Genomic DNA, 25,003 nt, shown 5'->3' on the forward strand with positions numbered 1-25,003 from the left:
ACAGCTCAATCAAATCGAGGATGACCGCCGACTACTGGCGTCTTTCCGCCCTCGCGTTAGAGGACGATGTTGACCAGCCGGCCCGGCACCACGATCACCTTGCGCGGCGAGCCATCGCCGACCATCGCCGCGACCTTCTCGTCCGCCAGCGCCGCGGCCTGGACCTCGTCCGATGACGCGGAAGCCGCGACCGTGACCCGGGAGCGGACCTTGCCGTTGACCTGGATCGGGTATTCGACCGAGTCCTCGACCAGGTACTTCTCGTCCACCACCGGGAACGGGCCCTGCACCAGCGAGTCCACGTGGCCCAGCCGGCGCCACAGCTCCTCGGCCATGTGCGGGGCCAGCGGCGCCAGCATCAGCACCAGCGGCTCGGCCAGCTCACGCGGCGTCGACGCGGCCCCGCCGTAGACCTTGGTGACGTGGTTGTTCAGCTCGATCAGCTTCGCGCCGGCCGTGTTGAACCGCATCTCCGCGTAGTCCTCGCGGACGCCTGCGATGGTCTTGTGCAGCACCTTGCGGTCCGCCTCCGAAGCGTCCTCAGTGGACACTCGCAGCTCGCCGGTCGTCTCGTCGACGACCAGGCGCCACAGCCGCTGCAGGAACCGGTGCGCGCCGACGACGTCCTTCGTCGCCCAAGGGCGCGACATGGCCAGCGGGCCCATCGCCATCTCGTAGAAGCGGAACGTGTCGGCGCCGTAGTTCTCGGCCATCTCGTCCGGCGTGACGACGTTCTTCAGGCTCTTGCCCATCTTGCCGTACTCCTGGGTGACCTCTTCGTCGTTGAAGAAGTGCTTCCCGTCGCGCTCCTCGACCTGCTCGGCCGGGACGTAGACGCCGCGCGCGTCCGTGTACGCGTACGCCTCGATGTAGCCCTGGTTGAACAGCTTCCGGTACGGCTCCTTGGACGTCACGTGGCCCAGGTCGAACAGCACCTTGTGCCAGAACCGCGAGTACAGCAGGTGCAGCACCGCGTGCTCGACGCCGCCGACGTACAGGTCCACGCCGCCGGTGTCGTCCGCGCCGTACTCACCCGGCCGCGGACCCATCCAGTACTGCTCGTTTTCCGGCGCGCAGAACGTCTCCGGGTTCGTCGGGTCGACGTAGCGCAGCTGGTACCAGCACGAACCGGCCCAGTTCGGCATCGTGTTGATGTCGCGGCGGTAGGTCTTCGGGCCGTCGCCCAGGTCCAGCTCGACCTCGACCCAGTCGGTCGCGCGCGCCAGCGGCGACGACGGCATCGAGTCGCGGTCCTCGGGGTCGAACGTCACCGGCGAGTAGTCGGCGACCTCGGGCAGCTCGATCGGCAGCATCGACTCCGGAACGGCGTGGACTTCGCCGTCCTCGTCGTAGACCACCGGGAACGGCTCGCCCCAGTAGCGCTGGCGCGAGAACAGCCAGTCGCGCAGCTTGTACTGGACGGTCCCGGTGCCGGCGCCCTTTTCGGCCAGCCAGTCGATGATCGTCTTCTTGGCCTCGGCGACGTCCATGCCGTCCAGGAAGCTGGAGTTGATCGCCGGGCCGTCACCCGTGTACGCCTTGCCGTCGAACCCTTCGGACGGCTGCACGGTCCGGACGATCTCCAGCCCGAACTTCTCGGCGAACTCCCAGTCGCGGACGTCCTGGCCGGGGACGGCCATGATCGCGCCGGTGCCGTAGCCCATCAGCACGTAGTCGGCGACGAAGATCGGGATCTGCTTGTCGTTGACCGGGTTCGTCGCGTACGCGCCGGTGAAGACGCCGGTCTTCTCCTTGTTCTCCTGCCGGTCCAGCTCGGACTTCCGCGACGCGGCGACGCGGTACTCCTTGATCGCCTCGGCGGGCGTCGCGGCGCCGCCGGTCCAGCGCTCGTCGACGCCGTCGGGCCAAGCGGCCGTCGTCAGCTTGTCGACCAGCGGGTGCTCCGGCGCCAGCACCATGTAGGTGGCGCCGAACAGGGTGTCCGGCCGGGTCGTGAAGACCTCGATCGCGTCTTCGCCGGACTTGAACGTGACGCGGGCACCGTGCGAGCGGCCGATCCAGTTCCGCTGCATGGACTTGACCTTCTCCGGCCAGTCCAGCAGGTCCAGGTCGTCGACCAGGCGATCGGCGTACGCGGTGATCCGCATCATCCACTGCCGCAGGTTGCGGCGGAAGACGGGGAAGTTGCCGCGCTCGCTGCGGCCGTCGGCGGTGACCTCTTCGTTCGACAGGACCGTGCCCAGGCCCGGGCACCAGTTGACCGGCGCTTCGGAGATGTACACCAGCCGGTGGTCGTCGATCACCTTCTTCCGCTCGGACGCGCTCAGCGACGCCCAGTCACGGCCGTCCGGCGTGGGACGCGAGCCGTCGGCGAACGCGGCCTCCAGCTCGGCGATCGGCCGCGCCTTGCCCGCGTCGGTGTCGTACCAGGAGTTGAAGATCCGCAGGAAGATCCACTGCGTCCAGCGGTAGTACTCGGGGTCGATCGTGGAGATGCGACGGCGTTCGTCGTGGCCCAGGCCCAGGCGCCGGATCTGGCGCAGGTAGGTCCGGATGTTCTCCTCGGTCGTCTTTCGCGGGTGCTGCCCGGTCTGGACCGCGTACTGCTCGGCCGGCAGGCCGAACGCGTCGAAGCCCATCGTGTGCAGCACGTTGCGCCCGATCATCCGGTGGTACCGGGCGAAGACGTCGGTGCTGATGAAGCCCAGCGGGTGCCCGACGTGCAGGCCGGAGCCCGACGGGTACGGGAACATGTCCTGGACGAACAGCTTGTCGCTGGGCACCGGCTGCCCCTCGGTGGCGAGCGGCCCGACGGGGTTGGGCGCGTGGAAGGTCCCCTGGTCGGCCCAGTGGTCCTGCCAGCGCTGCTCGATCTGGCCCGCCAGCGCGGCCGTGTAGCGGTGCGCCGGGACGTCCGCCCCTGTCGCCTCAGTCATGACGTCTTCCTTCGTCGATCGCTCCAGAAACAACTCGACCCCTCAGCCACCAGGGCATGAGGGGTCGCCGCGCCGGCCAGGCCGGGCCTGGTCAGCGCGGCAGGCTAAGGAGCAGCCGAGCCGCGTTCATACGTTCATCTTAACTTGCTGGTCAAAGCCGTTCCGCGGGGACCGCCAGTGCGACGAACTGGGTGACCTGGGTCGCGGAGAAGTTGTTGTCGCTGACCAAGATCAAGCTGCGCTCGCCGTTCGGCAGCTTCGGCCCCCAGGTCATGCCCTCGAGATTGTCTACTGTGGACAAGCCGAGGTCGGCCGCGTCGAAGAGGAACCGCTTCTTCACCGGCTTGACGTGCTTCGCGTCGGCGAGGGACTTGACGTTCAGGACGTTCGTCGCGCCCTTCGTGTCGATCTCGTAGACGCGCACCTTGTTGCCGACGCCGGTGCTGAACGAACGCTCCATCATGAGGAACTTCGTCGGGTCGGCCTGGTCGACGGCCAGCATCGAGGAGACACCGGTGGTGGCGAACGCCGTCGACGGCACCGGCGCGGCGAACAGCGGCTCCTGCGGGTAGGCGTACTGGGCCAGGACCGGCCCGAACCGCGACTGCAGGGTGATCCGCGAGAGCGCGCCGGACGTCGTGGTCGCCTCCGGCCCGTCCTGCAGCAGCGGGCCTTCGACCTCGCTGGCCAGCAGCGAGCCGAACCCGGTGAACGTGATGCCCTCGAGCACCAGGTTCTGCCGCGGGCCCGCCGTCGACGTCATCTTCTCGTTCGCGGGAATCGGCAGGTCACGGACGTATTTCCCGTCGCGGCGCGCCTCGCGGATCGACGGGTCGATCAGCGTCGTCGCCGTCCGCTCGCCCTCCTGCGACCAGTAGTAGTCACCGGTCCACGGGTCGACGCGCAGCTCCTCGGGGTCGATCGTCTGCTCGTTCTGCGGCTTCGACGGGTCGTTCTGGGTGAGCGGCGGGTACGGCGTGCCGTCCGGGCGCAGCAGCGGCTTCGTGCCGGTGAGGGTGACCGGGCCGACGCCGTTCGCCGACACCGGGAACGTCGCCGTGTAGAACCGGGCGGGGTTGATCGCCGACCGGTCGTCGCAGATCAGCGCGTAGCCGCCGGTCCGCGGGTCGTAGTCGATGCTGGACAGGCCACCGACCGTCGTGCCCTGGAACGGCAGGGCGTTCGGAACGATCTTCTCGCCGAGCAGCCGGATCGGCCGTTGGTGACTCTCGGTCGCCTCAGCCGGCGCGGCGGCGAGGATTCCCCCGATCAGGGCGGCGGTCAGGACGGTGGGCAGTACACGCGGTGACATGGCCTGTAGCACAGTCGATCAGGGTATCCGGCAGGTTGCCGGGACGTCACGCTTATCCTTGACCTCGTGTTCGCTATCGCGCTGGTTCCGGTCGTGCTGGGTCTGCTCGTCGGTTTTGGTGGGTTCCTCGGGTTCCGCGAGCGCTTGACGCGCGAGGGCGGCACCGGGGTGCGCACGGAAGCGGCGTTGCGCAGCGAAGAAGCTTTCAAGCTGGCCAACCGCGTCGCGAGCCTGCCGACCATGGCCGGGGGCGCGATCGCCGTGCTCACCGGGCTGGCCGGGCTGGCCATGCCGACGACCGGTGGCCTGATCTCCGCCGCGCTCGCGGGCGTGCTCGCCATGCTGGTGCTGGTCATGGGGGGCGGGGTGCTCGGCAACCGGGCCGCGCTGAGCGTGCCCGCCCCGGCCCCGGCCCCGGCGGCGCCGGCCGGCTGCAGCGGCTGCGCGTGTGGCGCCGGCGGTTGCGGCGTCTTCAAGAAGGAAGAGGCCTAATTCCGCTGGAGGTCGCCCGGGTGGGTGGCCAGTAGGGCGAGCGGGATGCCCTGCCGGCGCAGGACCTGGCTCCACAGGTCGCCGTCCGGCGAGGCCAGGATGTCGCTCGGCAACGCGGGCACGATGACCCAGTCGTCGCGCTCGATCTCGCCGGCCAGCTGCCCGGAGTCCCAGCCCGCGTACCCGGCGAAGACGCGCACGCCGCGGACCTTCGGCACCAGCGCCTCGGGATCGGTGTCCAGGTCGACCAGCGCGACCGGGCCGCGGACCGCGATCACCCCCGGCACGCTCGCCGCCGTCTCGCCGGTGCGCAGCGCGGCCAGGCACAACGCGGTCTTCTTCTCGACCGGGCCGCCGACGAACACCGCCTGCGGCTCGGCGACGTGCCCACCCCAGTTGGGCAGCACGTCGTGCACCGCGACGTCACTCGGCCGGTTCAGGACCACGCCGAGCGTGCCCTCATCGCGGTGATCGATGACGAACACCACGGTCCGGCGGAAGTTGGGGTCGACCATCGTGGGGGCGGCGACCAGGAGCGTTCCCGGTTCAACCTCGGCGTCCGCTGGCACAGACCCATGATCCCACCCTTGGCCGGGCGAATGACTTCGGCTCGGGAACAATCGCCCCAACAGCCTCGTTTGAAACACGTGGCCGGCGCACTCCGTGTCCCCCGGGCTCACTGAAGAACCGCCTTTGTGGAATACCGTCCGGCTGGAGCCACACTGCGCATAGCCGCCGAGAGGCGACCTCAGTGCGTCGGCCACCCTCTACTCTTGCTTCGTGACGATCAGCGCCCGGACGGCGACAGTGCGAAGAGGGCCGCGAGAGCTGCTCAAGGACCCGGACTTCCGGCGTCTGCTGTTCACCCGCTTCGCCGCCAGCTGGGGCGACGGCGTCTTCCGCGCCGGGCTCGCGGGCGCAGTCCTGTTCAACCCGGAGCGCGCCGCCGATCCGCTGGCCATCGCGGGCGGGTTCGCCGCACTACTGCTGCCGTATTCCGTCGTCGGGCCGTTCGCCGGTGCACTGCTGGACCGCTGGGACCGCCGTCGCGTCCTGATCTTCGCGAACCTCCTGCGCGGCTTGGCGATCGTCTGCGCTTCCGCCGCAGTCGGCTTCGGATTCGGCGGAGTCGGGCTGTTTTCGCTGGCCCTGGCCGCGGAAGGCATCTCCCGCTTCATCGGCTCCGGCCTCTCGGCGTCACTCCCGCACGTCGTCGAGGAAGAGAGCGTCGTGACGGCGAACGCCTTCGCCACGACGCTCGGCTCGGTGGTCGCCGTGATCGGTGGCGGCTGCGCGATCGGCTTGCGGGCGCTGTTCGGCAGCAACGACGTCGGATCGGCCGAGACGACCGTCTTCGCCGTCCTCGGCACCTTGGTCTCGGCGTTCATCGCGCGCGGCTTCGCCCGGGGCGTGCTCGGGCCGACGGTGGTCGACGAGCCGCCGAACCCGGTGCTCGCCGTTGCGCGGGGGCTGGCGGACGGTGCCCGGCACGCGTGGCGCGCGCCCAGTGTCACCGCCGGGTTCATCGCGCTGTTCGCGCACCGGGCGTCGTTCGGGGTGTCGCTGCTGGTCACCGTGCTGCTGATGCGCAACTACTTCGCCGACCACGGCGTCTTCCGCGCCGGCCTGCCCGGGCTGGGGCAGATCGCCGGGCTCGCCGGGGCCGGCCTGCTGGTCGCCGGCCTGCTGACCGCGCGGCTGATCCGCCGGTTCGGCCGGCTGCGCGCGGTGCTCGGTTCGCTGTTGTTCGCCGCGATCGCGCAGTCCGCGCTGGGGCTGCCGATGCTGCTGCCGCTGGCGCTGCTCGCGTCGTTCGTCATCAGCGGGGCCGGGCAGGTGCTCAAGCTCTGCGTCGATTCGTCGATCCAGCTCGACGTCGCCGACGAAGCCCGCGGCCGGGTGTTCGCGCTGTACGACACGCTGTTCAACATCACCCAGGTGGCGGCGGTTTCGCTGGCTGCGCTGGTGGTGCCGGACGACGGCCGTTCGCCGGGCCTGCTCATCGCCGCGACGGTCTGCTACCTCGTCGGCGGAGCCGGGTACGCGCTCGCCCGGCGGCGTGCGATTCGCTGACGCAAACACCCGAACCGGTCACGACGACTGCTCCATTGGCATTAGGGTGACGGGCAGTCATTAGTAGGTTCGAGGGACACCGGGGGCACCTGTGACCACCGCGGGCGACGACCGTGCACGGCTCGAAGCACGGAATGCCGCGATGAAGGACCAGATGGACACCCTCCTGGAGAACTTCGAGCGGCAGACCGCGCAGCTGCGCGACGCCCAGGCCGCGGCCGCCGAAACCACCGCCCAGGTCAGTTCCCCCGACGGGCTGGTCCGCGCCACCATCGACGCCGGCGGCAGCCTCGCGAAACTCGAATTCGCCCCGAACACCTTCGAACGCACGACCCCCGCCCAGCTCGCGAACACCGTCCAGTCGCTGGTGCGCCAGGGATCGATGCAGGTCAAGCAGAAGATCGCGGACCTGATGGCGCCGATCACCGAGGGCCTGCCCGACCTCGCCGACCTGGTCGAGGGCGCGCCGTCGCTGGCCGGCCTGGTGCCGCCGATCCCGGAGTTCGTCGCGGAAGAAGCGCCGGCACCGCGACCGGAGTCGTTCGAGGACGGCGGGTCGATCCTGCGCAACGAGCAGCCGCCGGTCCCCGCACCCAAGCCGGCCCCCAAGCGCGTGCGCCCGCCGCGTGACGAGGACGAAGAGCCACCGTCGTCCTGGATGACGAGGGGCGACTGATGCCGGATGGGGGTTCCGGGTTCACCGCGGAGCCGGACGCGGTCCTGCGCGCGTCGACCGGCCTGGTGACGGCGGCCGACGCGCTCGACAACGCGGCGAAGGCACTGCAGTCCGCGCTCGCGGCGCAGGGTGAGTGCTGGGGCGGCGACGACTCCGGCAAGGAGTTCGCCAAGGACTACGTGCCGGGCGCGCAGGGCGCCGTCGAAGGCTTCACCAACCTCGTGCAGGGGTTGCGGGGCATGCAGCAGAACGTCGCCAAGTCGATGAAGGCCCTTTCGGGCGCCGACGAAGACGTGACGTCCCAGCTCGGCAAGGGGCAATGACGCGTGGGGATGGAAATGCCCGACGCGGTCAAGTGGCTGCTGCCGATCGTCGTCGGGGAGAGCTGGCCCGAGGGCGACGAGACCAAGCTGCGCGCCCTGCGCGACGCGTGGCACACGGCGTCGTCGGCGATCGGCCCGGTGTCGGAGACGGGCGGCCAAGCGGCGTCCGGCATCCGCGACAACTGGACGGGTGACGGCGCCGACGCGTTCGCGGAGCAGTGGAAGAAGTTCGTCGAGGGCGACGAGGCGTACTTCAAGCAGCTGGCCGACGCGGCGAAGGCCCTCGGGGATTCGTGCGACCAGACGGCGCTGGACGTCGAGTACACGAAGTACATGATCATCATCTCGCTGATCGTCCTGGCGGCCCAGATCGCGGCGATGATCGCGGCGGCGGCGGTGACGTTCGGCGGCTCGACGGCGGGCATCGCGCCGGCCCAGATCGCCACCCGGATGACCGTGCAGATGCTGTTCCGGCAGCTGCTCGAGAAGCTGGCGCAGCAGGGGTTCAAGCAGGTCGCGAAGGAGCTGCTGGAGAAGCTGCTCAAGCAGGGTCTGAAGAAGATCGGCATGGAGGTCCTCAAGAACGAGGCCATCAACCTCGGCATGGACGCGGGCATCCAGGGCCTGCAGATGGCGAAGGGCGACCGCAAGGACTGGGACTGGTCGAAGACCTCGGACGCGGCGATCTCGGGCGCGGTGGGCGGAGTCGTGGGGGCGGCTTCGGGATCCATCGGGCGTGGAGCGACCGAGGGGCTTTCGCACAGCGCGGGTGGGCAGATCGCGGACGCGGCCATGCGGGCGGGGGCGCGGGGCGCGGTCGAGGGAGTGGCCCAGACGGTCGGCCAGGCGGCGGTGACCGGGGAGCTGGGGTCGTTGACGCCGGAGCAGCTGCTGATGGGGGCTTCGAGCGGGGCTGTGGGGGGTGCGGTCGGGGGCGCGAAGGAGCAGATGCACTCGGTCCACGAGGCGAACATCCCGCGGGCCGACGCCGACGGTGACTCGGGTGCCTCTGGTGCGTCCGGTGACTCAGGTAGGGATTCGCGGCGGGCGACGGAGGAGTCGAGTTCGGCTTCGGAACCGGAGTCCCGCGGTGAGTCGTCTTCCGAGCCTGAGTCTCGCGGGGAGTCCGCGTCGCGGGGTGAATCTTCGTCGGAGCCCGAGTCCCGTCGTGAGGCAGCTTCGGAGCCGGAGTCGCGAGGGGAGGAACCGCGTCGTGAGGCGGCCTCGGCACCTGAGTCACGAGGTGAAGAGCCGCGTCATGAAGCCTCCTCCGCTCCGGAATCGCGAGGCGAGGCTGCCTCGGAGCCCGAGACGCGCGGCGAGCAACCGCGCCACGAAGCCCCCGCCGAGCCGGAATCGCGAGGCGAAGAACCGCGTCGTGAGGTGTCTTCGGAAGCTGCGTCGCAGCGCGAGGCGCCCGCGGCGGAAGCGCGGACGGCATCCGAGCCGGACGTCCGGCGAGAGACCGAACCGCAGCAGCGTGCGGACAGCGGACCGCAGCCGGTTTCCGAGCACCGCGCACCCGAGGCGCCTCGGCCCAGCGCCGACCATGTCCAGCAGCCGACGGGTGGCACCTCCTCGCAGGGCGGCTACGGCATGGCCCCGCCACCGCCGGGCTTCGCCCCGGAACCGGGACGCCAGAGCGCCGGTGGCCGCCCCCAGGACAACGTCGGCGCGGCCGGATTCACGAGCGGCCCGAGCCAGCCGTTCGCGGCGGAGGGCGGGGCGGGACCGTTCCAGAACGGACCGTCACCGCAGCAGGCGCCACCACCAGGGGGATTCCCACCGCCACCGCCACCGGGCGGGCTGCCGAACGCCGGCGGTCCAGGACGCGCGAGTGGCCCGGGCCCCCGCCCGGGCGGTCAGCCGACGCCGCAGGTCGGAGGCGACCAGCCGCGCCGGGTCCCGCCGCAGGACCCTCGCCGGATGCTGCAGGGCGGTCAGCCGCCGATGCCGCAGAGCGGGTATCGGCCGGGAGGCCAGCGTCCGCACGGCGCGCAGCCTGGTGGGCAGCCGCTTCATGGGGCGCAGCCGGGTGGCCAGCCACCGCACGGAGGGCAACCCGGTGCCCAGGCGCTGCACGGCGGACAGACGACTCAACCTGGTAGCCAGCCGCCGCATGGCGTGCAGCCTGGCGGACAGTCCCCGCCGGCTCCCTTCAGTCCGCAGCCGCTGCACGGCGCGCAATCGGGCGGCCAGCCGCCGCATAGCGGGCAGGCTCAACCGCACGGCGCTCAGCCGGGCGGCCAAGTGCCGCACAACGGACAGCCCATCCAACCACCGCACGGGGCGCAGCCGGCCCAACCCGGCGGCCAGCCACCCCACAACGGACAATCCACCCACCCCGTCGGCCAGCCACCTCACGGGCCGCAGCCAGGGCAACTAGGCAGCCAGCCACCCCACAACGGGCAGCCCACCCACTCCGGCGGCCAGCCACCCCACGGAACGCAACCCGGCGGCCAACCGCCGCACCGGGGGCAACCGCTTCAGGGCGGTGGGCAGGCGGTTCCGCCCGGCGCGATGCCGCCGCACGGTTCGCAGCCTGGTGCGCGGCCGCTTCATGGTGGGGTTCCGCCGGTTGGGGCGAATGGGCAGCCGTCTCAGGGTGGGGTTGCTCCACAGGATCCGCGGCGGATGCCGCCGCATTCGGGGGTTCCGCCGCAGGGTGGGCAGCGGCCGCCGATGGGTGGGGGGCAGCGTCCCGCCGGGTATCCGAACCAGCCTCGGGGTCAGCAGGGTCCCGGTGGACGGCCGCCGATGCCGCCTCCTCCGGGTGGACGGCCGCCCGTGCCGCCGCACGATCCTCGGCTGGGGCCGCCGCGCCCGGCCGGGCCGCCGCAGGTTCCGCCGCCGCGGTTCGGGCCGCCGCAGGAGCAGTTGCCGCCGCGGGGACCGTTCGAGCCGCCGCGGCCGCCGGAACAGCCGCGGATGCAACGACCGTTCGAGCAGCCGGCGCAGGACCGTCCGATCCCGGCGGCCGAGCCGACGCAGCAGCCGGTGGCCGAGCAGTCGCCGGTGCGCGAAAAGCCGGGCGAGCACACGCCGGTTCAAGAGCGCTCCGCCGAACCCGGCACCGAGCGACCGGACCAGCGCACACCCGGCCAAGACCACGCCAGCGAACAGCCGGAACGCCCGACCGAACACCAAACGGCCGAACACGAACCCCCGGCCGAGCACCAAACGGCCAAGGCCGAACACCCGACGGACCAAGACCCCTCGGCCGAGGCACCCGCCGATTCACCGCGCGAACACGACTACGGGCACGACTACGAGCAGCCCGGCCACGACGAGCCCTACCTCACCGATCCTCGCTTTCACACCGATGACCCCGCCGGGATCAGGCGGATCGAGGACACCTTCATGGATTCCGGGCACCACAGCCCGGTCGACGGCGAATGGCGGCACGAACAGGTCCGGCGCGAGGCGCTCGCCAAGCGCGACGAGTGGCACCCCGGCATGTCCGACGGCGGCGCGGTCGCGGTGCACGCGTACACCCGTTACGAGATGGTCGGGCCGCTCAACCACGCCCTTCGGATGGGCGGCCCCGAGCTGCCCCATCTGGCTCCGCAGGCCGCGGCGCTCGTCTCCGGGCTGAACGAACTGCCGCCCCACGAGGGCGTTGTTTCGCGACGGGTCGACTTCAAGGGTGATCTCTCGCGGCTGCAAGCCTTCCTTGCGCGGTTCCACGATGGTGCGCACATCACCGAACCGTCGTTCCTGAGCTCGTCGAAGGTCGACGCCCAGCACCCGCGGAGCAAGTTCCCCGGGGAGGTCGAGATGCGGATCCAGTCCAAGACCGGGCGGGACGTCGAGGGGCTGGCCAGCATCCGGGACGAGCACGAAGTCCTCTTCAAGGCCGGGACGCAGTTCAAGATCACCGGCATCGAAGAAGGCCCCGGGCACCCCAACGCGGATCCGCGCCGGCCCGGCGAACCGCACTACGTCGTGCACGCCGAAGAAATCGCTCCCGGGGAGCCGGGGCACCTCGGTGAGGCCGATGCCCGCGACGCCATCGAGCAACGCCGGGCCGAAGAACGCGCCGACGAAGCTCGCCGCCAGCGTGAATCCGACGAAGAGCTCGAGCAGTTCTACGCCGAGCACCCCGAATACAGGCCGAGCGGTGACCTGGCCGGCAAGCTGAACGCCTTCGACCCGCCGGGCGCCGAGCCGCTGCCCGAACGGCGGCCGCCGGCCACCGGGGAGCCGGACGGGGGCTGGTCGCAGCTCGCCGCGCCGCTCGCTCCCGGTGGGCCGCCCGTGCTGCACGCCGGGTCCGTCGAGACGCCGCAGCAGCACGCGCGGCTCGTGCGCGACGCCGTTCCCGAGCTCGGCGGGGTCAACACCCGCAACCACTACAGCCCGGACGGCCTCGAAAACGGGTACCGGACCAACGCCGCCGAGTCGATGGTCGCCTTCGAGCGGCGGATGAACGGCGAGGACGTCGTCGCCGGACCGGCGCGGCAGCAGAGCGTCAGCGAACAGCTCGGCGGGCCGTGGAGCAGCCGGGACAGCTTCGACGGCGTCGCCCGTGAGCTCGGCGAACGTCCGGTCGGCGCGCGGAGCGCCGTCGCCTTCGAGACGCCCGGTGGGGAGTCGCGGCTGGTGGCCGCCGTGCACACCGAGCACGGGGTCCTGTTCGCCGATCCTGTCAGCGGGCGGCTCGCCGAACTGCCGCACGACGCCACCGCGATCCACTCGATGCCGCTCGGCGGCGGGGACGCGCCGCCGCACCACGTCGTCGAGACCGAAACGATCGACGACCGGCTCAACCCGGCCCCCGAACGCCTCCCGCACGACGAGGGCTACCTCTTCGACGGCGAGCACCGCGGCACCCCGGCCGACCACGAGAGCATCCGCCGCGCGGTCGGCGACGAGGACGTCTACCAGCAGATCCACGACCGCGCGCTCGCCCGCCGGGACGCCGCCGGGCTACCGGTCACCGACGAGGGCGCCGTCGCCCTGCACGGCTACACCCGGGGCGAGTACGCCTACGACGTCAACGAGGCCCTGCGCCGCGGCCCCGGTCACCCCGGGTTCGACCTCGCGCAGCAGAACACCCGCGCGATCATGGACGGCCTCAACCAGGTCGCGCGCGAGTCCGGCGAGACCATCCGCGCCTACGACGTCGGCGGCGACCCGCGGCTGGCCGAGCTGGTCGCCGCGCCGTACGAGCCGGGCTCGGTGGTCGTCGAGCCCGCGTTCTCGAGCGCGTCGATCAAGACCGGCGAGTTCTCGACGTCGAAGTTCGGCGACGACGTCGAGCTGCACGTCCGGTCGGACAACCTGCGCGACATCTCGAAGCTCGCCGAGAACCCGGGTGAGCGCGAATCGCTGTCGCCGCCCGGCACCCAGCTCCTGGTGCACGAGAAGCGGCTGGAGATCTCGCCCGAGGGCCGCCGCAAGTGGGTCGTCGTGGCCGAGGAGATCGGGCCCGGCCACCCGCGCTACCTCGAGCCCGAGGCCGCACAGCAGAAGATGGCCGAGCGCCGGGCCGAGAACGAACACAACGCGGCCGAGTTCGAACGGCGCAAGCAGGCCGCGATCATGGAACGCCTCGGTGGCCTCGGCGAGCCGGAGCACGTCACCCCGCACCAGCCGTCGGTCCACGACCTGCCCGAGGCTCCGGCGGAAACCCCGCCGGCCCCGGTGTCGGTGCACGACTACTCGCGGCTGGCCCGGGCGACGAACCCGCCCGCCGAACCCGCCATCCACGCCGGCGGGACGACGCCGTCCGAGCGCGCGGCCTACGTCCAGGACCGGCACCCGCACCTGCGCGAGGTCAACCCGGGCTTCCGCGAGCCGGGCGCCTTCGAAAACGGGTACGTGACGAACTGCACGCGCGGTCCCGAGGCGTACATGGACCGGCAGCGCGGCGGCGACATGACGGCCGAGCCGATCCTGCCGCACGAGATGGGCAGCCGCGGCACGCTCGAACACCTCGAGGGCCGCTTCGGCGAGACGTTCTCCGCGCGCGACAGCTACGACGACGTCATCCGCGAGATGCGTGGCATGCCGGTCGACCACCACGCCGTGGTCGCGGTGAAGTACGAAGGCCCGAACGGGGTCGAGTACGGGCACGTGGCGATGGTCGTCCACACCCGCGAGGGCGTCGCGTTCATCGACCCGCAGTCCGGCGACCTCATGCACCTGCCGCAGCCGCCGAAGAGCATCAAGGTGATGCACGTCGGCACGCCGGACGAGGTGCACATCGGCACCGAGCACGGCACCGGGGAGCACGGCGGGTACGGGACAGCGGCACCGCACGACGCCTTCTTGGCCCGCGACGACGTCGCCGCGGCGCTCGACGGGCACGCGGACGCCGACTACATCCGCGCCCACCTGGCCGAACACCCCGGTCTGGTGCGGGTGCTGAGCGACCCGGCCAACGACTACCTGACGCGCTCGCTGCTGGACAACCCGAAGACGCTGGCCAGCCTGCTCAAGCACCCCGAAGCGATCCCGATCCTCGAGGACGCGGTCCACGAGGTGAACGAGCGGGGCTACAGCGTCATCGACGACGTCGAACACCAGGGGGTCGAGCCGTTCGACCCGACCCCGGACCAGGCGGAGATCTCCGCGGACGTGGCACTGATCGCCCAGGAATCCCCGGAATCGTCGCGGCTGCACGGCAGCTTCGACCAGGCGCGTGTCGGCGATCCGGAGTACTGCAAGCAATGGGTGGCCGAGGAACGCGAGCGCTGGCCCGAGACGCAGGGCACGCTCAACCGCATCACCGAGCGGATCGCCGGCGAGACCGACGGCCACGCGGGATTCCGGCCGGAGCCGAAGGACAGCGCGCGGGCGCTGGCGAAGATCGAGAAGCACGACTGGGACGGTTCGCGACTGCATGACCTGGTCGGCACCAAGATCCAGTTCGAGCAGGTGGCGGACATGTACCGGGCGCTGGACGCGGTGCGCAACGACCCCGAGCTGACGATCGTCGACTTCACCGACCGGCTGGCCGAGCCGAAGGACAGCGGCTACCGGGACCTGCAGCTCAACGTCCGGCTGCCGAACGGGCACGTGGCCGAACTGCGGCTGCACCTGACGCACATCGATGAGGTGGCGTCGTACGAGCACGCGCTCTACGAGGTGCGCCGCGACTTCGAGACGTTCAGCAGGAAGGACGGGCGCGAAGGCCTTCTCTCACCCGAGGAGGCGGCGCTCGCCGCGGCGCTGACCGAGCAGGTCCGAGGCCGTTTCGAGGAAGCGTTCCGGCTGGGGATGACATCCGAGGAGAGCGGCTGATGGCCTTTCAGACCCCGAGGTTCTACAAGTACTACTCCCGGACGTACCGGATCGACTCGACACCGGACGGCGGGTTGAAGGGCACCATCCTCAATCTCCACACGGGGTTCTTCGAAGAGGATCAGGACAGCAGCCACATCCGCGAGCTCATCTGGGCGACCACCGAGTCGAACATCGATGGTCCGTTCGATGAGGAAAAATTCATCCAGGAGACCGAAATCGAGCGGTGCCTCTACCTGAACGGCGACGGCCCGATCTTCGCCCTCTACGAGACCGTGAGGGGCATCGACGATGTCGCCGTCCGAGAAGGACGCCGACGGACTCCGCAGGAGACCGCGCTGGTTCGCGCCCTCCGCAAGCGCACCTTCAAGATGTGGGAAGACGAGGCCGCCCGCCGAGCCGCCGGCGAGCCGCCGGCGTTCACGGTGACGAGCCGGTTGGGTCCGAGGCAATGATTCACGTGGAACATCGACTTTCACCCGACGAGCAGCGCACCCTCCTGGTGCGCCTGGGAAAGCTCGTGCGCGAGCACCGCGTCAACGCCGGCGTGCCCGCCGTCGCCGACTTCCGGCAGGTCGGGAAGCACACCGAGACCGCGGGTCACAACACGGCGATACCGGACGAGCTGGCCGACCTCTTCACCGAGCTGCGGGCCGGCATGTACACCGAAGGCCGCGGCACCTGGCTGCAAGCGCGGTTCGCGCTGAACTCCGACGGCAGCTTCGACTTCGACTTCGCGCTCGACGACGATCCGGTGTGGACCGACCCGCCCGAGCCGGCCGCCTGGCCGGAGGAGCTCGCCGCGTTCCCGCGGGCCGACGAGCACATCCCGGACTGGTGGCGGCTGCGCGCGCAGCTGCCGCTGGGCGTGGTGTTCCGGCACGCCGACGCCGGCGGCCCGGACGTCGAGCGGCCGCCGCTGACCGACACCGAGGTGCCGCTCGTGCTGCAGTACCTCGAGCGGGAAGCCGTCGTGCACGAAGACGGCGACGAGCGCTTCCACACCGACGGCACGTGGATCTGGTCCGAAGCGGTCCCGCTCCTGCTCGCGAAGCACGGCGTGCCGCCGGAGCCGGACCTGGTCGCGCACATCCGCCGGCACCACTTCCAGCCGCCGTACGTCGAGCCGCTGGTCCGGCGGACCGCCGAGGCGGACCTGCTGGGCAAGCCGCGGCCGAAGCCGGGCCGCGCCGACGTGAAGAAGACCGCCGGGGACGTCCTCGCCGAGCTGGAGACCACGCCGGACCCGCAGCTCGGTGACGAGGAGCTGCTGACCGTACTGGTGCAGCGGCTCGGCGAGCACGGGGTGTGGCCCGAGGCGTACCGGGTCGGCGAGCGCGCGGACGGCGCCTGGTGCCTCAACTACACCGCCGACGGCTGGGAAGTCGCTGCCCACACCGGCGGGAAACCTCGCGCGCCGAAGTACTTCGCCCGGCTCGAGGACGCCGCGCAGCAGCTGCTGGGCGCGTTGCTGCTGCACCCCGCGCGGATGACCGCCGGGCACGAAACCCCGCTGGAGACCGCGAAAGAGCTCGACGACTGGCCGGTGCACCCGGCGCCGGGTGAGCCTCCCCTCACCCTGCTCCGCAACAAGCGCATCACCAGGCTGGTGGCGGGTACGGTCGTCCTGCGCTTCGGCGAGGAACCCGGCAATCTCGTTCACCACGGCGAGGTACGGTTCGCCACGACGTCGCTGCCGCTCGAACGGGAGCGGCTGCGGCGGAGCTACCGGCTCAGACGCCCTCTGCACGTGATCACCGGCATCACGGTTCCGTGGGCGAACCTGCCGGGTGGCGCGGTGGCCTTCGTGCTGCCGAAGACGATCGCCGAGCACGAGTCCGACGGAAGCCTGGAGAGGATCGAGTAGGTGGAAGCGGCGGAAGCGATTGCCAAGGTCGGCCAGTGGCTGCGCGCGGTGCACGGTCCGGACGTCTCCGGCCCCGCGGGCTTGCGGGTGGACACCGAAAAGGTGCTGCGCATCCCCGAGGGCTGGTCGGTGCCCTACAACACCATCGCGTTCCTCGACGAGGGCCGGCCGGAGAAGGAGATCTTCCCGCCGCCGTCGGTCGTCGTCCGCGAGCCGGACGGCGAACTGCGCCAGGCGCACCCCCACCCCGGCGGGTTGTCGGTGCCGGTGGCGTTCCCCGGCCAGGAGAACTGGCGCGAGGTCGTCGACCCCGAGTACGTCAAGGCCGGGCTCGGCGAGCTGGGCGTGCCGCTGCAGGCCGTCGCCGGCTGGGTGAAGGTCGACGCCGAGGGCAACCAGACCGGCGAAGAGCGCGAAAACCCCGAATACAAGGCCGGGCCGATCCGCCGCGGCTACCCGAAGCCGGACAACACCCTGGAGACGCTGCTGTCGTTCGGCAGCGTCGGCTGGCTGACCCGGGAACTGCTGCTCATCGGGCTGATCCGGTGCGAGGTGTTCGTCCCGCTCGACCTGGAGACCGGCAAGACCGACCGGTTCTACTTCGCCGAGGAGCGCAACGAGCTCAAGGTGTTCAGCTCGACCCGGCACCTGCCCTCGCGCGAGCACGGCTGGTGGAAGGTCGACGTCGCGACGCTGGCCGAGTTCGAGCACCCGCCGAACCTGGTGATCAACGGCGGCCCGACGACCATCGAAGACGTCTCCAGCGGCGAGCTCGCGGAGATCGTCAAGCGGTTCCCGCGCCACGAGCCCCGCATCGACGTGCACGGCCGTTGCCCGGAGGCGGAGGAGGACCTGATCCGGGTCGCCACCGAGACCGCGGCCCGGATGGGCCTGCCGGATCCGGTGAAGCCGCCGCTCCTGGCGGCCGAGAAGGCCCGGCGGCGCGGCTTCGAGCTGACGGCCGAGGAGTGCGCGAAGACCGTGCTCGGCGAGTCCTGGCTGAAGCGGCTGAACATGCCGGAGCCGCCGCGCAGCAAGCCCAACGACCTGCGCGCGAACGGCCTGGCCCCGGCGTACGACAACGCCGGCCGCACGGTGCCGCGCCTCGACACGTTCGGCAAGTACTTCGAGCGGGACCTCGACGGCTTCCGCTACGGCTGGCAGCGCGTCACGGGCGCGTACGTCGGCTTCGCGCTCGGAGAGGCCCTCGGCGCGGCCGTCGACCGGATGATGCTGCACGACATCCACGCGAAGTTCGGCATCGAAGGCGTCACCGACCTGATCCCGGCGTTCGACCAGCCCGGCCGGATCGGCTCGCTGACCCAGCGGCTGCTCTTCTACACCGAGGCCGTGATCCGCAGCCCGCACCGCGAGCAGCCGGAATCCCGCGAGGCCGAGGCGCTGTTCCCCGACGTCGTCCGCGGGGCGCTGCAGCGCTGGCTGCGGACCCAGGGCGCGCCGATGGACGCCCTGGACGGCTGGCTGGTGCAGGTCCCGGACCTGCACGCCCGGCGTGACATCGACGACGCCGAGCTCAACGCCTACCACCAGCTCGCGACCGGGGCCGCCGGCCCGGTGCCGATGACCGGCCCGGCCGCGCTGATCTCCGCCTTGCCCGCCGCGCTGACCATGGCCGGGCCCGGCAGCGGGTTCAGCGGCGGGGCGCGGCAAGCGGTGCGCGAACTGGCCGGCGTCACCCACCCCGACGAGTCCGACCTGGCCGCCGCGACCTACCTGACCTGGCTGTTCGAGCACGCGCTGACCAAGGACGCGTTCAGCTTCCCGATCTGGAACACCAGCCGCGAGGTGCTCAACCCGGACAACCAGTTCCAGCAGGGCCCGGAGTGGACGGCGATCAAGGACATGGTCGCCGAGTCGGTGCCGTTCTTCGGTGAGCACGGGCTGCCCGACCTGCGGATACCCGAGCTGATCGGCGACGGCAAGACCACGCTGTCGGTGCTCGGACGCGCCTTCGCCGCGTTGTCGGGCTTCGAGAACTACCCGGAGCAGGCACTGCTTCGCGCCATCAACCACTCCGGCCGCAGCGCGCTCACCGGGGCGATCGCCGGTGCCCTGCTCGGGGCGCGCACCGGCATCCCCGGGCTGCCGCAGAAGTGGGTCGACCAGCTGGAACTGCGGTACCTGGTCGAGAACATCGCTTCGGACGCCTACTGGCACTTCGACCGGCACTCGGCGCTGAGCGCGCTCGGCGACGCCTGGATCGAGCGGTACCCGCGGCATTAGCGCGAGGATGGGGAGAATGGACGAAGAGGAAGCCGCCGCTCGCGCGCGGGAGTGGCTGCGCACGCGGCCCGGCGGCGACCGGCTGCGGATCCGGCCCGAGTTCACCGTGCGCCGTCCGGACGGCTGGAGCTTCACGGTCAACGCGGCCGCCTACCTGGACGGCACCGACATCGGCGCGGGCCTGTTCCCCGGCCCGGTGGTCCGCGTGCCGGACGACGGCGGCGAGATCGGGTTCGACCAGCCGGCGATGGCGAGCACGCCCGCCGAGGCCGGGTGGCGGCCGGACGTCGACCCCGAGTTCGACGAGAAGGCGTTCCCCGAGCTGGACCTCCCGGTGCGGGCCGTCCGCGGCTGGACCCGGGCGGACGGCGAGCACCGGGTCAACGAGCAATACACCCCCGGCCCGGTCTGGCGCGGGTTCCCGGTACCCGCGACCGATGCCGAAAAGCTGCTGAACTACCTGGCCGCGAACTGGATCAGCCGCGCCGAGTTCGTCCACGCCCTGCTGGACCGCGAAGTGCTGGTGCCCCTGCTCGACACCGGTGAGCCGCTGCTGCGGCCGGTCCCCGGCACGGGCGGGCGCGAAGTCATCGCCTACAGCTCGTCGGCGAAGGTGCCCGGTCGGTACCCGCACCGGTGGCGGGTCTCGGTCCGGGAGCTGCCGCCGTCGTCGGGACTGACGCTCGACCCCGGCACCGACCTGGTCCGCAGCCTGAACGCCGCCGAGCTGGCCGCGGCCCGCGGTGCCGCGACCGCACCCCGGCCCCCGGTCGAGGAGCCGGCGCCGGAAGCCGGGCCGGAGGTCGCCGCGATACTGCCCGAGCTGGTCGCGGAGTTCGGCGTCGAACCGCCCGACCTGCTGGAACGGCACCTGCGGTACGCCCTGGACCACGCCCGCGACCAGCACTTCGAGCTGACCTCCGCCGAGTGCGTCCGGTACCTGCGCGGGTTCGCCTGGCAGTACCGCAACGGCGTCCGCCGCCGGGCCGGCCAGGAGCCGGAATGGCCCGCGGACCTGGGCGAGAACGGCCTGATCGCGCACGTGGACGAAGACGCGCGCCCGCGGCCGGTGCCGTGGACGTTCGGGAAGTTCTCCGCCTTCGGGACGCCGGCCGACCGCTTCGCGTGGCACCGGATCGTCGGCGCGTACGTCGGCTTCGCGATCGGTGACGCCCTGGGCGGCGGCGCGGACCCGGCGAGTCCCCTGCCCCTGGGCGGCCTGACGCGGCACCTGCTGTTCCACACCGACATCGTGCTGCGGGGCCTGCCGCCGGTGCCGACCGGCGAAGTCCCGGCGACCCTGCCCGAACCGGACCCGGTCGGCTGGCTCGCCGTCGCCACCCGGCACGCCGGCCCGGCACCCGCCGAGTTCTCCGCGCTCCTGGCCACGGCGTTGGCCGCGACCCCGGCCGGCGCGGTCGCCGTCGCGGACGTCGACGGCGAGCGGTACGCGAAGGACGTTGCCCGCGAGCTGACCGGCAGCGCCGCCGGAGCCGAGGTCGCCGAGGGCGTCGAGCTGCTGATTTCCCTGTTCCAGGCGCTGCTAACGCGGGAGACGTTCGCGTTGCCGGTGCACGTCCGCCTGCACGAGATCGGTGGCGAGCTGGCGGCCTCGACGCTGGCGCTGCGCGCGGACCGCGACGCCGACGACGTCACGCAGCTGGAGTCCATCGGCGACGGCCGGAGCGTCCGGTCGGTGCTCGGCCGCGCGCTGTTCGCCGCGGCCAAGCGCGGCTACGACCCGGAAGCCGCGATCAGGCTCGCCGCGCGGTCCGGGCCGGTGGCGGGCGCGATCGCCGGCGCGCTGGTCGGCGCCCGGGTCGGGGTGCCCGGCCTGCCCTGGGCCACCGAGCTGCCCGACCTCGGCCTGCTCGACGACGTCGCGAGCGACGTCTTCTGGTACTTCAACCGAAACGGCCTCCGGACGGAGACCGCGGAACACGCCCGCTGGGAGCGCCGGTATCCGAGCGGCCGGTTCACCCCGGAACCGAAGGGGACGGAACTTCCCTTGCGATCGCGACTGCGGGGGAGCCTGCTGGCCGGGGCGATCGGTGACGCGCTGGGCGCGAAGACCGAGTTCGACTCGATCGACCGGATCCGCGAGATCGCCGGGCCGGACGGCATCACCGACTTCATCCCCGCGTACGGCGGCGTCGGCCGGATCACCGACGACACGCAGATGACGCTCTTCACGCTCGAAGCGCTGATCAGGGCCCACGCTCAGGAGCGCCGGACCGGGTCCGCGGACGTCGTCCACTCGCTGCAGATGGCCTACCAGCGCTGGCTGCACACCCAGGGCGTCCCGTGGGACCGGGCGCGCGGACCGCAGTCGGCGGCCGAGGCGGCCGACGGTTGGCTGGTCACCCACCAGGAGCTGTTCAGCCGGCGCGCACCGGGCCTGACCTGCTTCGGCGAGCTCGAGGCGTACGGCCGCTCGGGCGTCCGGGGCACCATCGACCGGCCGGTGAACAACTCGAAGGGCTGCGGCGGCGTGATGCGCGCGGCGCCGATCGCGCTGTGGTCGGACGACCTCGCCGAGGTGTTCCGGCTCGGGGCCGAGAGCGCGGCGCTGACCCACGGTCACCCGAGCGGGTATTTGTCGTCGGGGTGCTTCGCGGTGATCGTGCACGAGCTGCTGCACGGAAACCCGCTGCCCGCCGCGGTCGCGACCGCGCGGGCTGAGCTGGTGAAGCACCCGGCGCACGAAGAGCAGAGCGCGGCGCTCGACGCGGCGTTGGCGCTGGCGGAGCAGGGGCCGCCGACGCCGGAGAAGCTGGAGTCGCTGGGTCAGGGCAACGTCGGTGAGACGGCGTTGTCGATGTCGGTGTACGTCGCGCTGGCCACCACGGACGCCGGCTCGGCGTTGCTCGCGGCGGTCAACCACAGCGGCGACAGCGACTCGACCGGTTCCGTCTGCGGCAACCTCGTCGGCGCGATGTACGGCGAGGAAGCGCTGCGGCCAAGCTGGCTGGACCGGCTGGAACTCCGCGAAGTCATCGTCGGTCTCGCGGACGACGCGCTGACCGAATTCGGCCCGGGTGCGCCGGGCGACGACCGGTGGTTCGCTCGGTACCCGGTCGACTAGGTTCTTTGGGGCTACTGGGGACGGGGAGGACAAACGTGCGTAACCGGGTTGAAGTTGCCGAACGCCCGGACGGCCTGTACGCGGCGTGGGGTGAGGGGACCTACCGCGCGCAGCGGTCGACCACGGACGGCACGGTGCTGCTGGCCGTGCTGCCGGAGGAAGAAGCGCCGGAGGGCTTCGACAAGGAGTTCGAGGGCCGCCCGGCGAAGGTCGTCCCGGCGAGCGAGGTGCCGTCGACGTTCACGCTGCGGACCTTCGCCGAGTACGACGGCGAAGTCTTCGAGGTCGCGCCGGGCGACCGGCCGGAGCTGACCCTGCGCTGGGTCCGCGACGACGCCGCCCGCGCGGCACAGCTGGGCCTGACCGACTTCTCGGTCACCGTGCCGGCCAAGCAGGTCACGGCGCTGTGGCAGACGCGGCTGGACTTCTCCGAGACGCCGGAGGCGCGGCCGCAGCCGGGCACCGGCGACCAGAACGCGCTGCTGCGCGCCATCGGCCGGACGCTGCTGCACACCGTGCCCGGTGGCTGGGCGCGGGTCGGCGCGCAGTTCCGGCAGGTCGGGGACTACGCCGAGATCGAAGTCCGGGCGGTCGGCGACGAGGACGGCCCGGTGTCGGTGTCACTGCCCGCCGCGCCCAAGCTCGGCGGGCTCTTCGCGCGGCTGCGGGCGGCGATGTTCCAAGCCGAGGCCGGGACGTGGTTCCAGGGCACGTTCACCCTCGACGACCAGTCGCAGTTCGACTTCGACTTCGACGCCGACCGCGAGCCGGACTGGCGGGTGCCGCCCAACGACGGCGGCCGCCCGTCGACCGCTGCCTACGAGCTGGAGCTGGCCACCTTCCCGCGGACGCCGAAGCACCTGCCGGCGTGGCTGACGGCGAAAGCGGGCTTGCCGCTGGACGTCGTGTTCCGGCACGCGCGGGTCGCCGACTCCCACGTCGAGGGCGAGCGCCCGGTGGTCACCCGGCCGCCGGTGCCGCCGGACCAGGTCCGCGGCCTGCTCGACTACCTGTTCCGGGCGCCGGTGGCGCTGCACCGGCCCGCGCCGCTGCCGGACATCTTCGGCGCGCCGGGGGCCAAGCCGGACGTGCCGAACGCGTTCCACACCGACGGCACCTGGATCTGGCCCGCCGCCGTGCCGCACTACCTGCGCAAGTACGGGGTGCCGCCGGAGCCGGAGCTGGTCGAGCACGCCCGGGCGGCGGGCTTCCGGCCGCCGTTCGTCCGTGAGCTCGTCCGTGCGACGGCCGAGGCGGAGGTCCTCGGCCAGCCGCGGCCGCCGCAGACGGGGGCGGATCTGCCGGACGAGCGCGCGCTCACCCGCGTCGCCCGCGGTGAGCCGGTCCGGAACCTGCGCGGCGCGGAGACCCTGGAACTGCTCCAGCAGCGGCTCGCCGAGCACGGCGTGCCGGCGGCGGCCTACCGGATCGGTGCCGGCGAGATACCGGCCGACGGTGTCTGGACGCTGCGCCGGGCGGAGAACGGCTGGGAGGTTTCGCGGCCGCCGTCCGACGAGCCGGTGGCGTTCGGCTCGCTCGGCGACGCGGCCCGGTTCCTGCTCGGCGTGCTGCTGATGCTGCCGCCGCGGCCTGCCGAGGAGTCCGACCTGCCCGCCGACTGGCCGATCCTGCCGATGCGCGGCGAACCGCCGTTGAACTTCTACCGGGGCAAGCGCCTGATCACGCTGCCGCCGGGTACCACGGTCGTCCGGTTCGGCAACGAGACCGGCAACCTGGTGCACGCCGACGGCGCGCGGTTCGTCGAGACGGCGCTGTCGTTCGAGCGCGAACGCGAGAAGCGGCTCTACCGGGTGCAGCGCGCGATCCGCGTGCTGACCGGCGTGGCGGCGCCGTGGGGCGGGATGCCGGGTGGCGCGGTCGCCCACCTGCTGCCCCGGCCGCTCGCCCAGCACGTCGAGACGGGCTCGCTCAGCAGGCAGTGATCAGGACGGCGGGCGACCACCAGTAGTCGGCGAGCGGGATGACGTCGACTTGCGCGAAGCCCGCCGTCGTCAGCTGCTCGGCCCAGACTCGGGCCGGGTGCTCCCAGTTCGTCCGCTGCTGCCCGGAGACGATCCCGAGCAGCACCGGCAGCAGGAAGCCCTGGGCGACCAGCGTGGCGTCTTCGCCGTACTCGGCCACCCCGCGCTCGTAGCGCTCGACGAGCGACCGGAGGTGCTCCGGGGAGCCTTCTTCGAACTCCGGGACGTCGAACTCGGCCAGCACCAGCATCCCGGTGCGCGGCTGCAGCGCCCGCAGCACCTCCGCGCGCTGCTCCGGCTCGATGGACTGCAGGGCGAACGTCGACTGGACGAAGTCCCAGCCGAGGTCGTCGCGGGCCAGGAAGTCCTGCGCGGACGACTGCCAGCACTGGGCCGACGGCACCCGCTCGTGGACGCCTTCGAGCAGCGCGGCCGACGGTTCGACCAGGTCGATCCGCGGTGGGAGGTGCGACGCCTGCTCCAGCGCGGGCACCACGGCGAGGCCGTCACCGCAGCCGAGGTCGAGCAGCGACTCCGGCTTCCCGGCGTCGTACCGGGCGGCCAGCTCGGTGCTCAGCGCCCGGTACAGCGCGACGTTGCCGCCACCGCGGATGAACGCCGTGAACGCGCTCGGCTGGTCGTACACCGGGGCCGAGCCGTCGCCGGCCAGGTACGTCCGCAGTTCGTCCGCCAGCGTGGAGCCGGCGCGCCCGGCCTGGGCGGCGAGTTCGGCGGCCTGGTCGCGGTCACCGGACCGGTAGGCGGCGAGGGCGTCGGCCAGCAGCTCGATCGAGGTCATGGTCA

Annotated in this window: 14 protein-coding genes; 10 read left to right on the forward strand and 4 right to left on the reverse strand. The window is 71.8% G+C overall.

The genetic code is table 11. From position 1 onward, the window contains the following. Nucleotides 1-56 precede the first annotated feature (56 nt). Complete coding sequence (gene leuS / locus AB0F52_RS07010) at nucleotides 57-2,897, reverse strand: leucine--tRNA ligase (RefSeq protein ID WP_360165499.1); 2,841 nt, start codon at nucleotides 2,895-2,897, stop codon at nucleotides 57-59. Nucleotides 2,898-3,048: 151 nt separating this feature from the next. Beyond that, nucleotides 3,049-4,209, reverse strand: coding sequence for an esterase-like activity of phytase family protein (locus tag AB0F52_RS07015; RefSeq protein WP_360165502.1), 1,161 nt, complete (start codon nucleotides 4,207-4,209; stop codon nucleotides 3,049-3,051). Nucleotides 4,210-4,275: 66 nt separating this feature from the next. Between AB0F52_RS07015 and AB0F52_RS07020 the strand changes: the two genes are divergently transcribed. Further along, complete coding sequence (locus AB0F52_RS07020) at nucleotides 4,276-4,701, forward strand: SdpI family protein (RefSeq protein ID WP_360165505.1); 426 nt, start codon at nucleotides 4,276-4,278, stop codon at nucleotides 4,699-4,701. Here the strand turns inward: AB0F52_RS07020 and AB0F52_RS07025 are convergent. Continuing rightward, complete coding sequence (locus tag AB0F52_RS07025) at nucleotides 4,698-5,321, reverse strand: YqgE/AlgH family protein (protein WP_360166603.1); 624 nt, start codon at nucleotides 5,319-5,321, stop codon at nucleotides 4,698-4,700. The genes AB0F52_RS07020 and AB0F52_RS07025 overlap by 4 nt on opposite strands. Nucleotides 5,322-5,481: 160 nt before the next feature. On the opposite strand from AB0F52_RS07025, the gene AB0F52_RS07030 reads away from it, so the two are divergent. From AB0F52_RS07030 to AB0F52_RS07070, 9 genes are all read left to right on the forward strand, one after another. Next, nucleotides 5,482-6,774 carry an MFS transporter gene (locus AB0F52_RS07030; protein ID WP_360165508.1) on the forward strand — a complete coding sequence of 431 codons (1,293 nt, stop codon included), beginning with the start codon at nucleotides 5,482-5,484 and terminating at the stop codon, nucleotides 6,772-6,774. A gap of 142 nt (nucleotides 6,775-6,916) precedes the next feature. Beyond that, the gene (locus AB0F52_RS07035; RefSeq protein WP_360165511.1) at nucleotides 6,917-7,450 is read left to right on the forward strand and encodes a YbaB/EbfC family nucleoid-associated protein; all 534 of its coding nucleotides are present in this window, start codon (nucleotides 6,917-6,919) and stop codon (nucleotides 7,448-7,450) included. Then, nucleotides 7,450-7,773 (forward strand): WXG100 family type VII secretion target, encoded by a 324-nt coding sequence (locus AB0F52_RS07040; protein ID WP_360165514.1) that lies wholly within the window; start codon nucleotides 7,450-7,452, stop codon nucleotides 7,771-7,773. The genes AB0F52_RS07035 and AB0F52_RS07040 overlap by 1 nt, the downstream gene beginning before the upstream one ends. Before the next feature lie 15 nt (nucleotides 7,774-7,788). Next, on the forward strand, nucleotides 7,789-15,021 hold the full coding sequence (locus AB0F52_RS07045) for a toxin glutamine deamidase domain-containing protein (protein ID WP_360165517.1): 7,233 nt from the start codon (nucleotides 7,789-7,791) through the stop codon (nucleotides 15,019-15,021). Further along, nucleotides 15,021-15,476, forward strand: coding sequence for a hypothetical protein (locus AB0F52_RS07050; RefSeq protein ID WP_360165520.1), 456 nt, complete (start codon nucleotides 15,021-15,023; stop codon nucleotides 15,474-15,476). Before AB0F52_RS07045 ends, AB0F52_RS07050 begins: the two co-directional genes overlap by 1 nt. Beyond that, nucleotides 15,473-16,888, forward strand: a complete 1,416-nt coding sequence (locus AB0F52_RS07055; RefSeq protein WP_360165523.1) for a TNT domain-containing protein — start codon at nucleotides 15,473-15,475, stop codon at nucleotides 16,886-16,888. The genes AB0F52_RS07050 and AB0F52_RS07055 overlap by 4 nt, the downstream gene beginning before the upstream one ends. Beyond that, entirely contained in the window at nucleotides 16,889-19,132 is a 2,244-nt protein-coding gene (locus tag AB0F52_RS07060) for an ADP-ribosylglycohydrolase family protein (protein WP_360165526.1), read from the forward strand. 16 nt (nucleotides 19,133-19,148) lie between these two features. Then, nucleotides 19,149-22,217: an ADP-ribosylglycohydrolase family protein gene (locus tag AB0F52_RS07065; RefSeq protein ID WP_360165529.1), complete on the forward strand. Its 3,069-nt coding sequence runs from the start codon at nucleotides 19,149-19,151 to the stop codon at nucleotides 22,215-22,217. 35 nt (nucleotides 22,218-22,252) lie between these two features. After that, entirely contained in the window at nucleotides 22,253-24,160 is a 1,908-nt protein-coding gene (locus tag AB0F52_RS07070) for a TNT domain-containing protein (protein WP_360165532.1), read from the forward strand. Here the strand turns inward: AB0F52_RS07070 and AB0F52_RS07075 are convergent. Then, nucleotides 24,147-24,998, reverse strand: coding sequence for a class I SAM-dependent methyltransferase (locus tag AB0F52_RS07075; protein WP_360165535.1), 852 nt, complete (start codon nucleotides 24,996-24,998; stop codon nucleotides 24,147-24,149). The genes AB0F52_RS07070 and AB0F52_RS07075 overlap by 14 nt on opposite strands. Nucleotides 24,999-25,003: the final 5 nt, after the last annotated feature.

Origin of the sequence: Amycolatopsis sp. NPDC024027 (assembly GCF_040638975.1) — a bacterium.
In the GTDB taxonomy this organism is placed as follows: Bacteria; Actinomycetota; Actinomycetes; order Mycobacteriales; family Pseudonocardiaceae; genus Amycolatopsis.

Excerpts from the sequence above, each read along its gene's own strand:
- leuS (WP_360165499.1), bottom strand. The coding sequence starts at position 2,897 with ATGACTGAGGCGACAGGGGCGGACGTCCCGGCGCACCGCTACACGGCC.
- AB0F52_RS07015 (WP_360165502.1), bottom strand. The coding sequence starts at position 4,209 with ATGTCACCGCGTGTACTGCCCACCGTCCTGACCGCCGCCCTGATCGGG.
- AB0F52_RS07035 (WP_360165511.1), top strand. The coding sequence starts at position 6,917 with ATGAAGGACCAGATGGACACCCTCCTGGAGAACTTCGAGCGGCAGACC.
- AB0F52_RS07040 (WP_360165514.1), top strand. The coding sequence starts at position 7,450 with ATGCCGGATGGGGGTTCCGGGTTCACCGCGGAGCCGGACGCGGTCCTG.
- AB0F52_RS07045 (WP_360165517.1), top strand. The coding sequence starts at position 7,789 with ATGCCCGACGCGGTCAAGTGGCTGCTGCCGATCGTCGTCGGGGAGAGC.
- AB0F52_RS07050 (WP_360165520.1), top strand. The coding sequence starts at position 15,021 with ATGGCCTTTCAGACCCCGAGGTTCTACAAGTACTACTCCCGGACGTAC.
- AB0F52_RS07055 (WP_360165523.1), top strand. The coding sequence starts at position 15,473 with ATGATTCACGTGGAACATCGACTTTCACCCGACGAGCAGCGCACCCTC.
- AB0F52_RS07065 (WP_360165529.1), top strand. The coding sequence starts at position 19,149 with ATGGACGAAGAGGAAGCCGCCGCTCGCGCGCGGGAGTGGCTGCGCACG.
- AB0F52_RS07075 (WP_360165535.1), bottom strand. The coding sequence starts at position 24,998 with ATGACCTCGATCGAGCTGCTGGCCGACGCCCTCGCCGCCTACCGGTCC.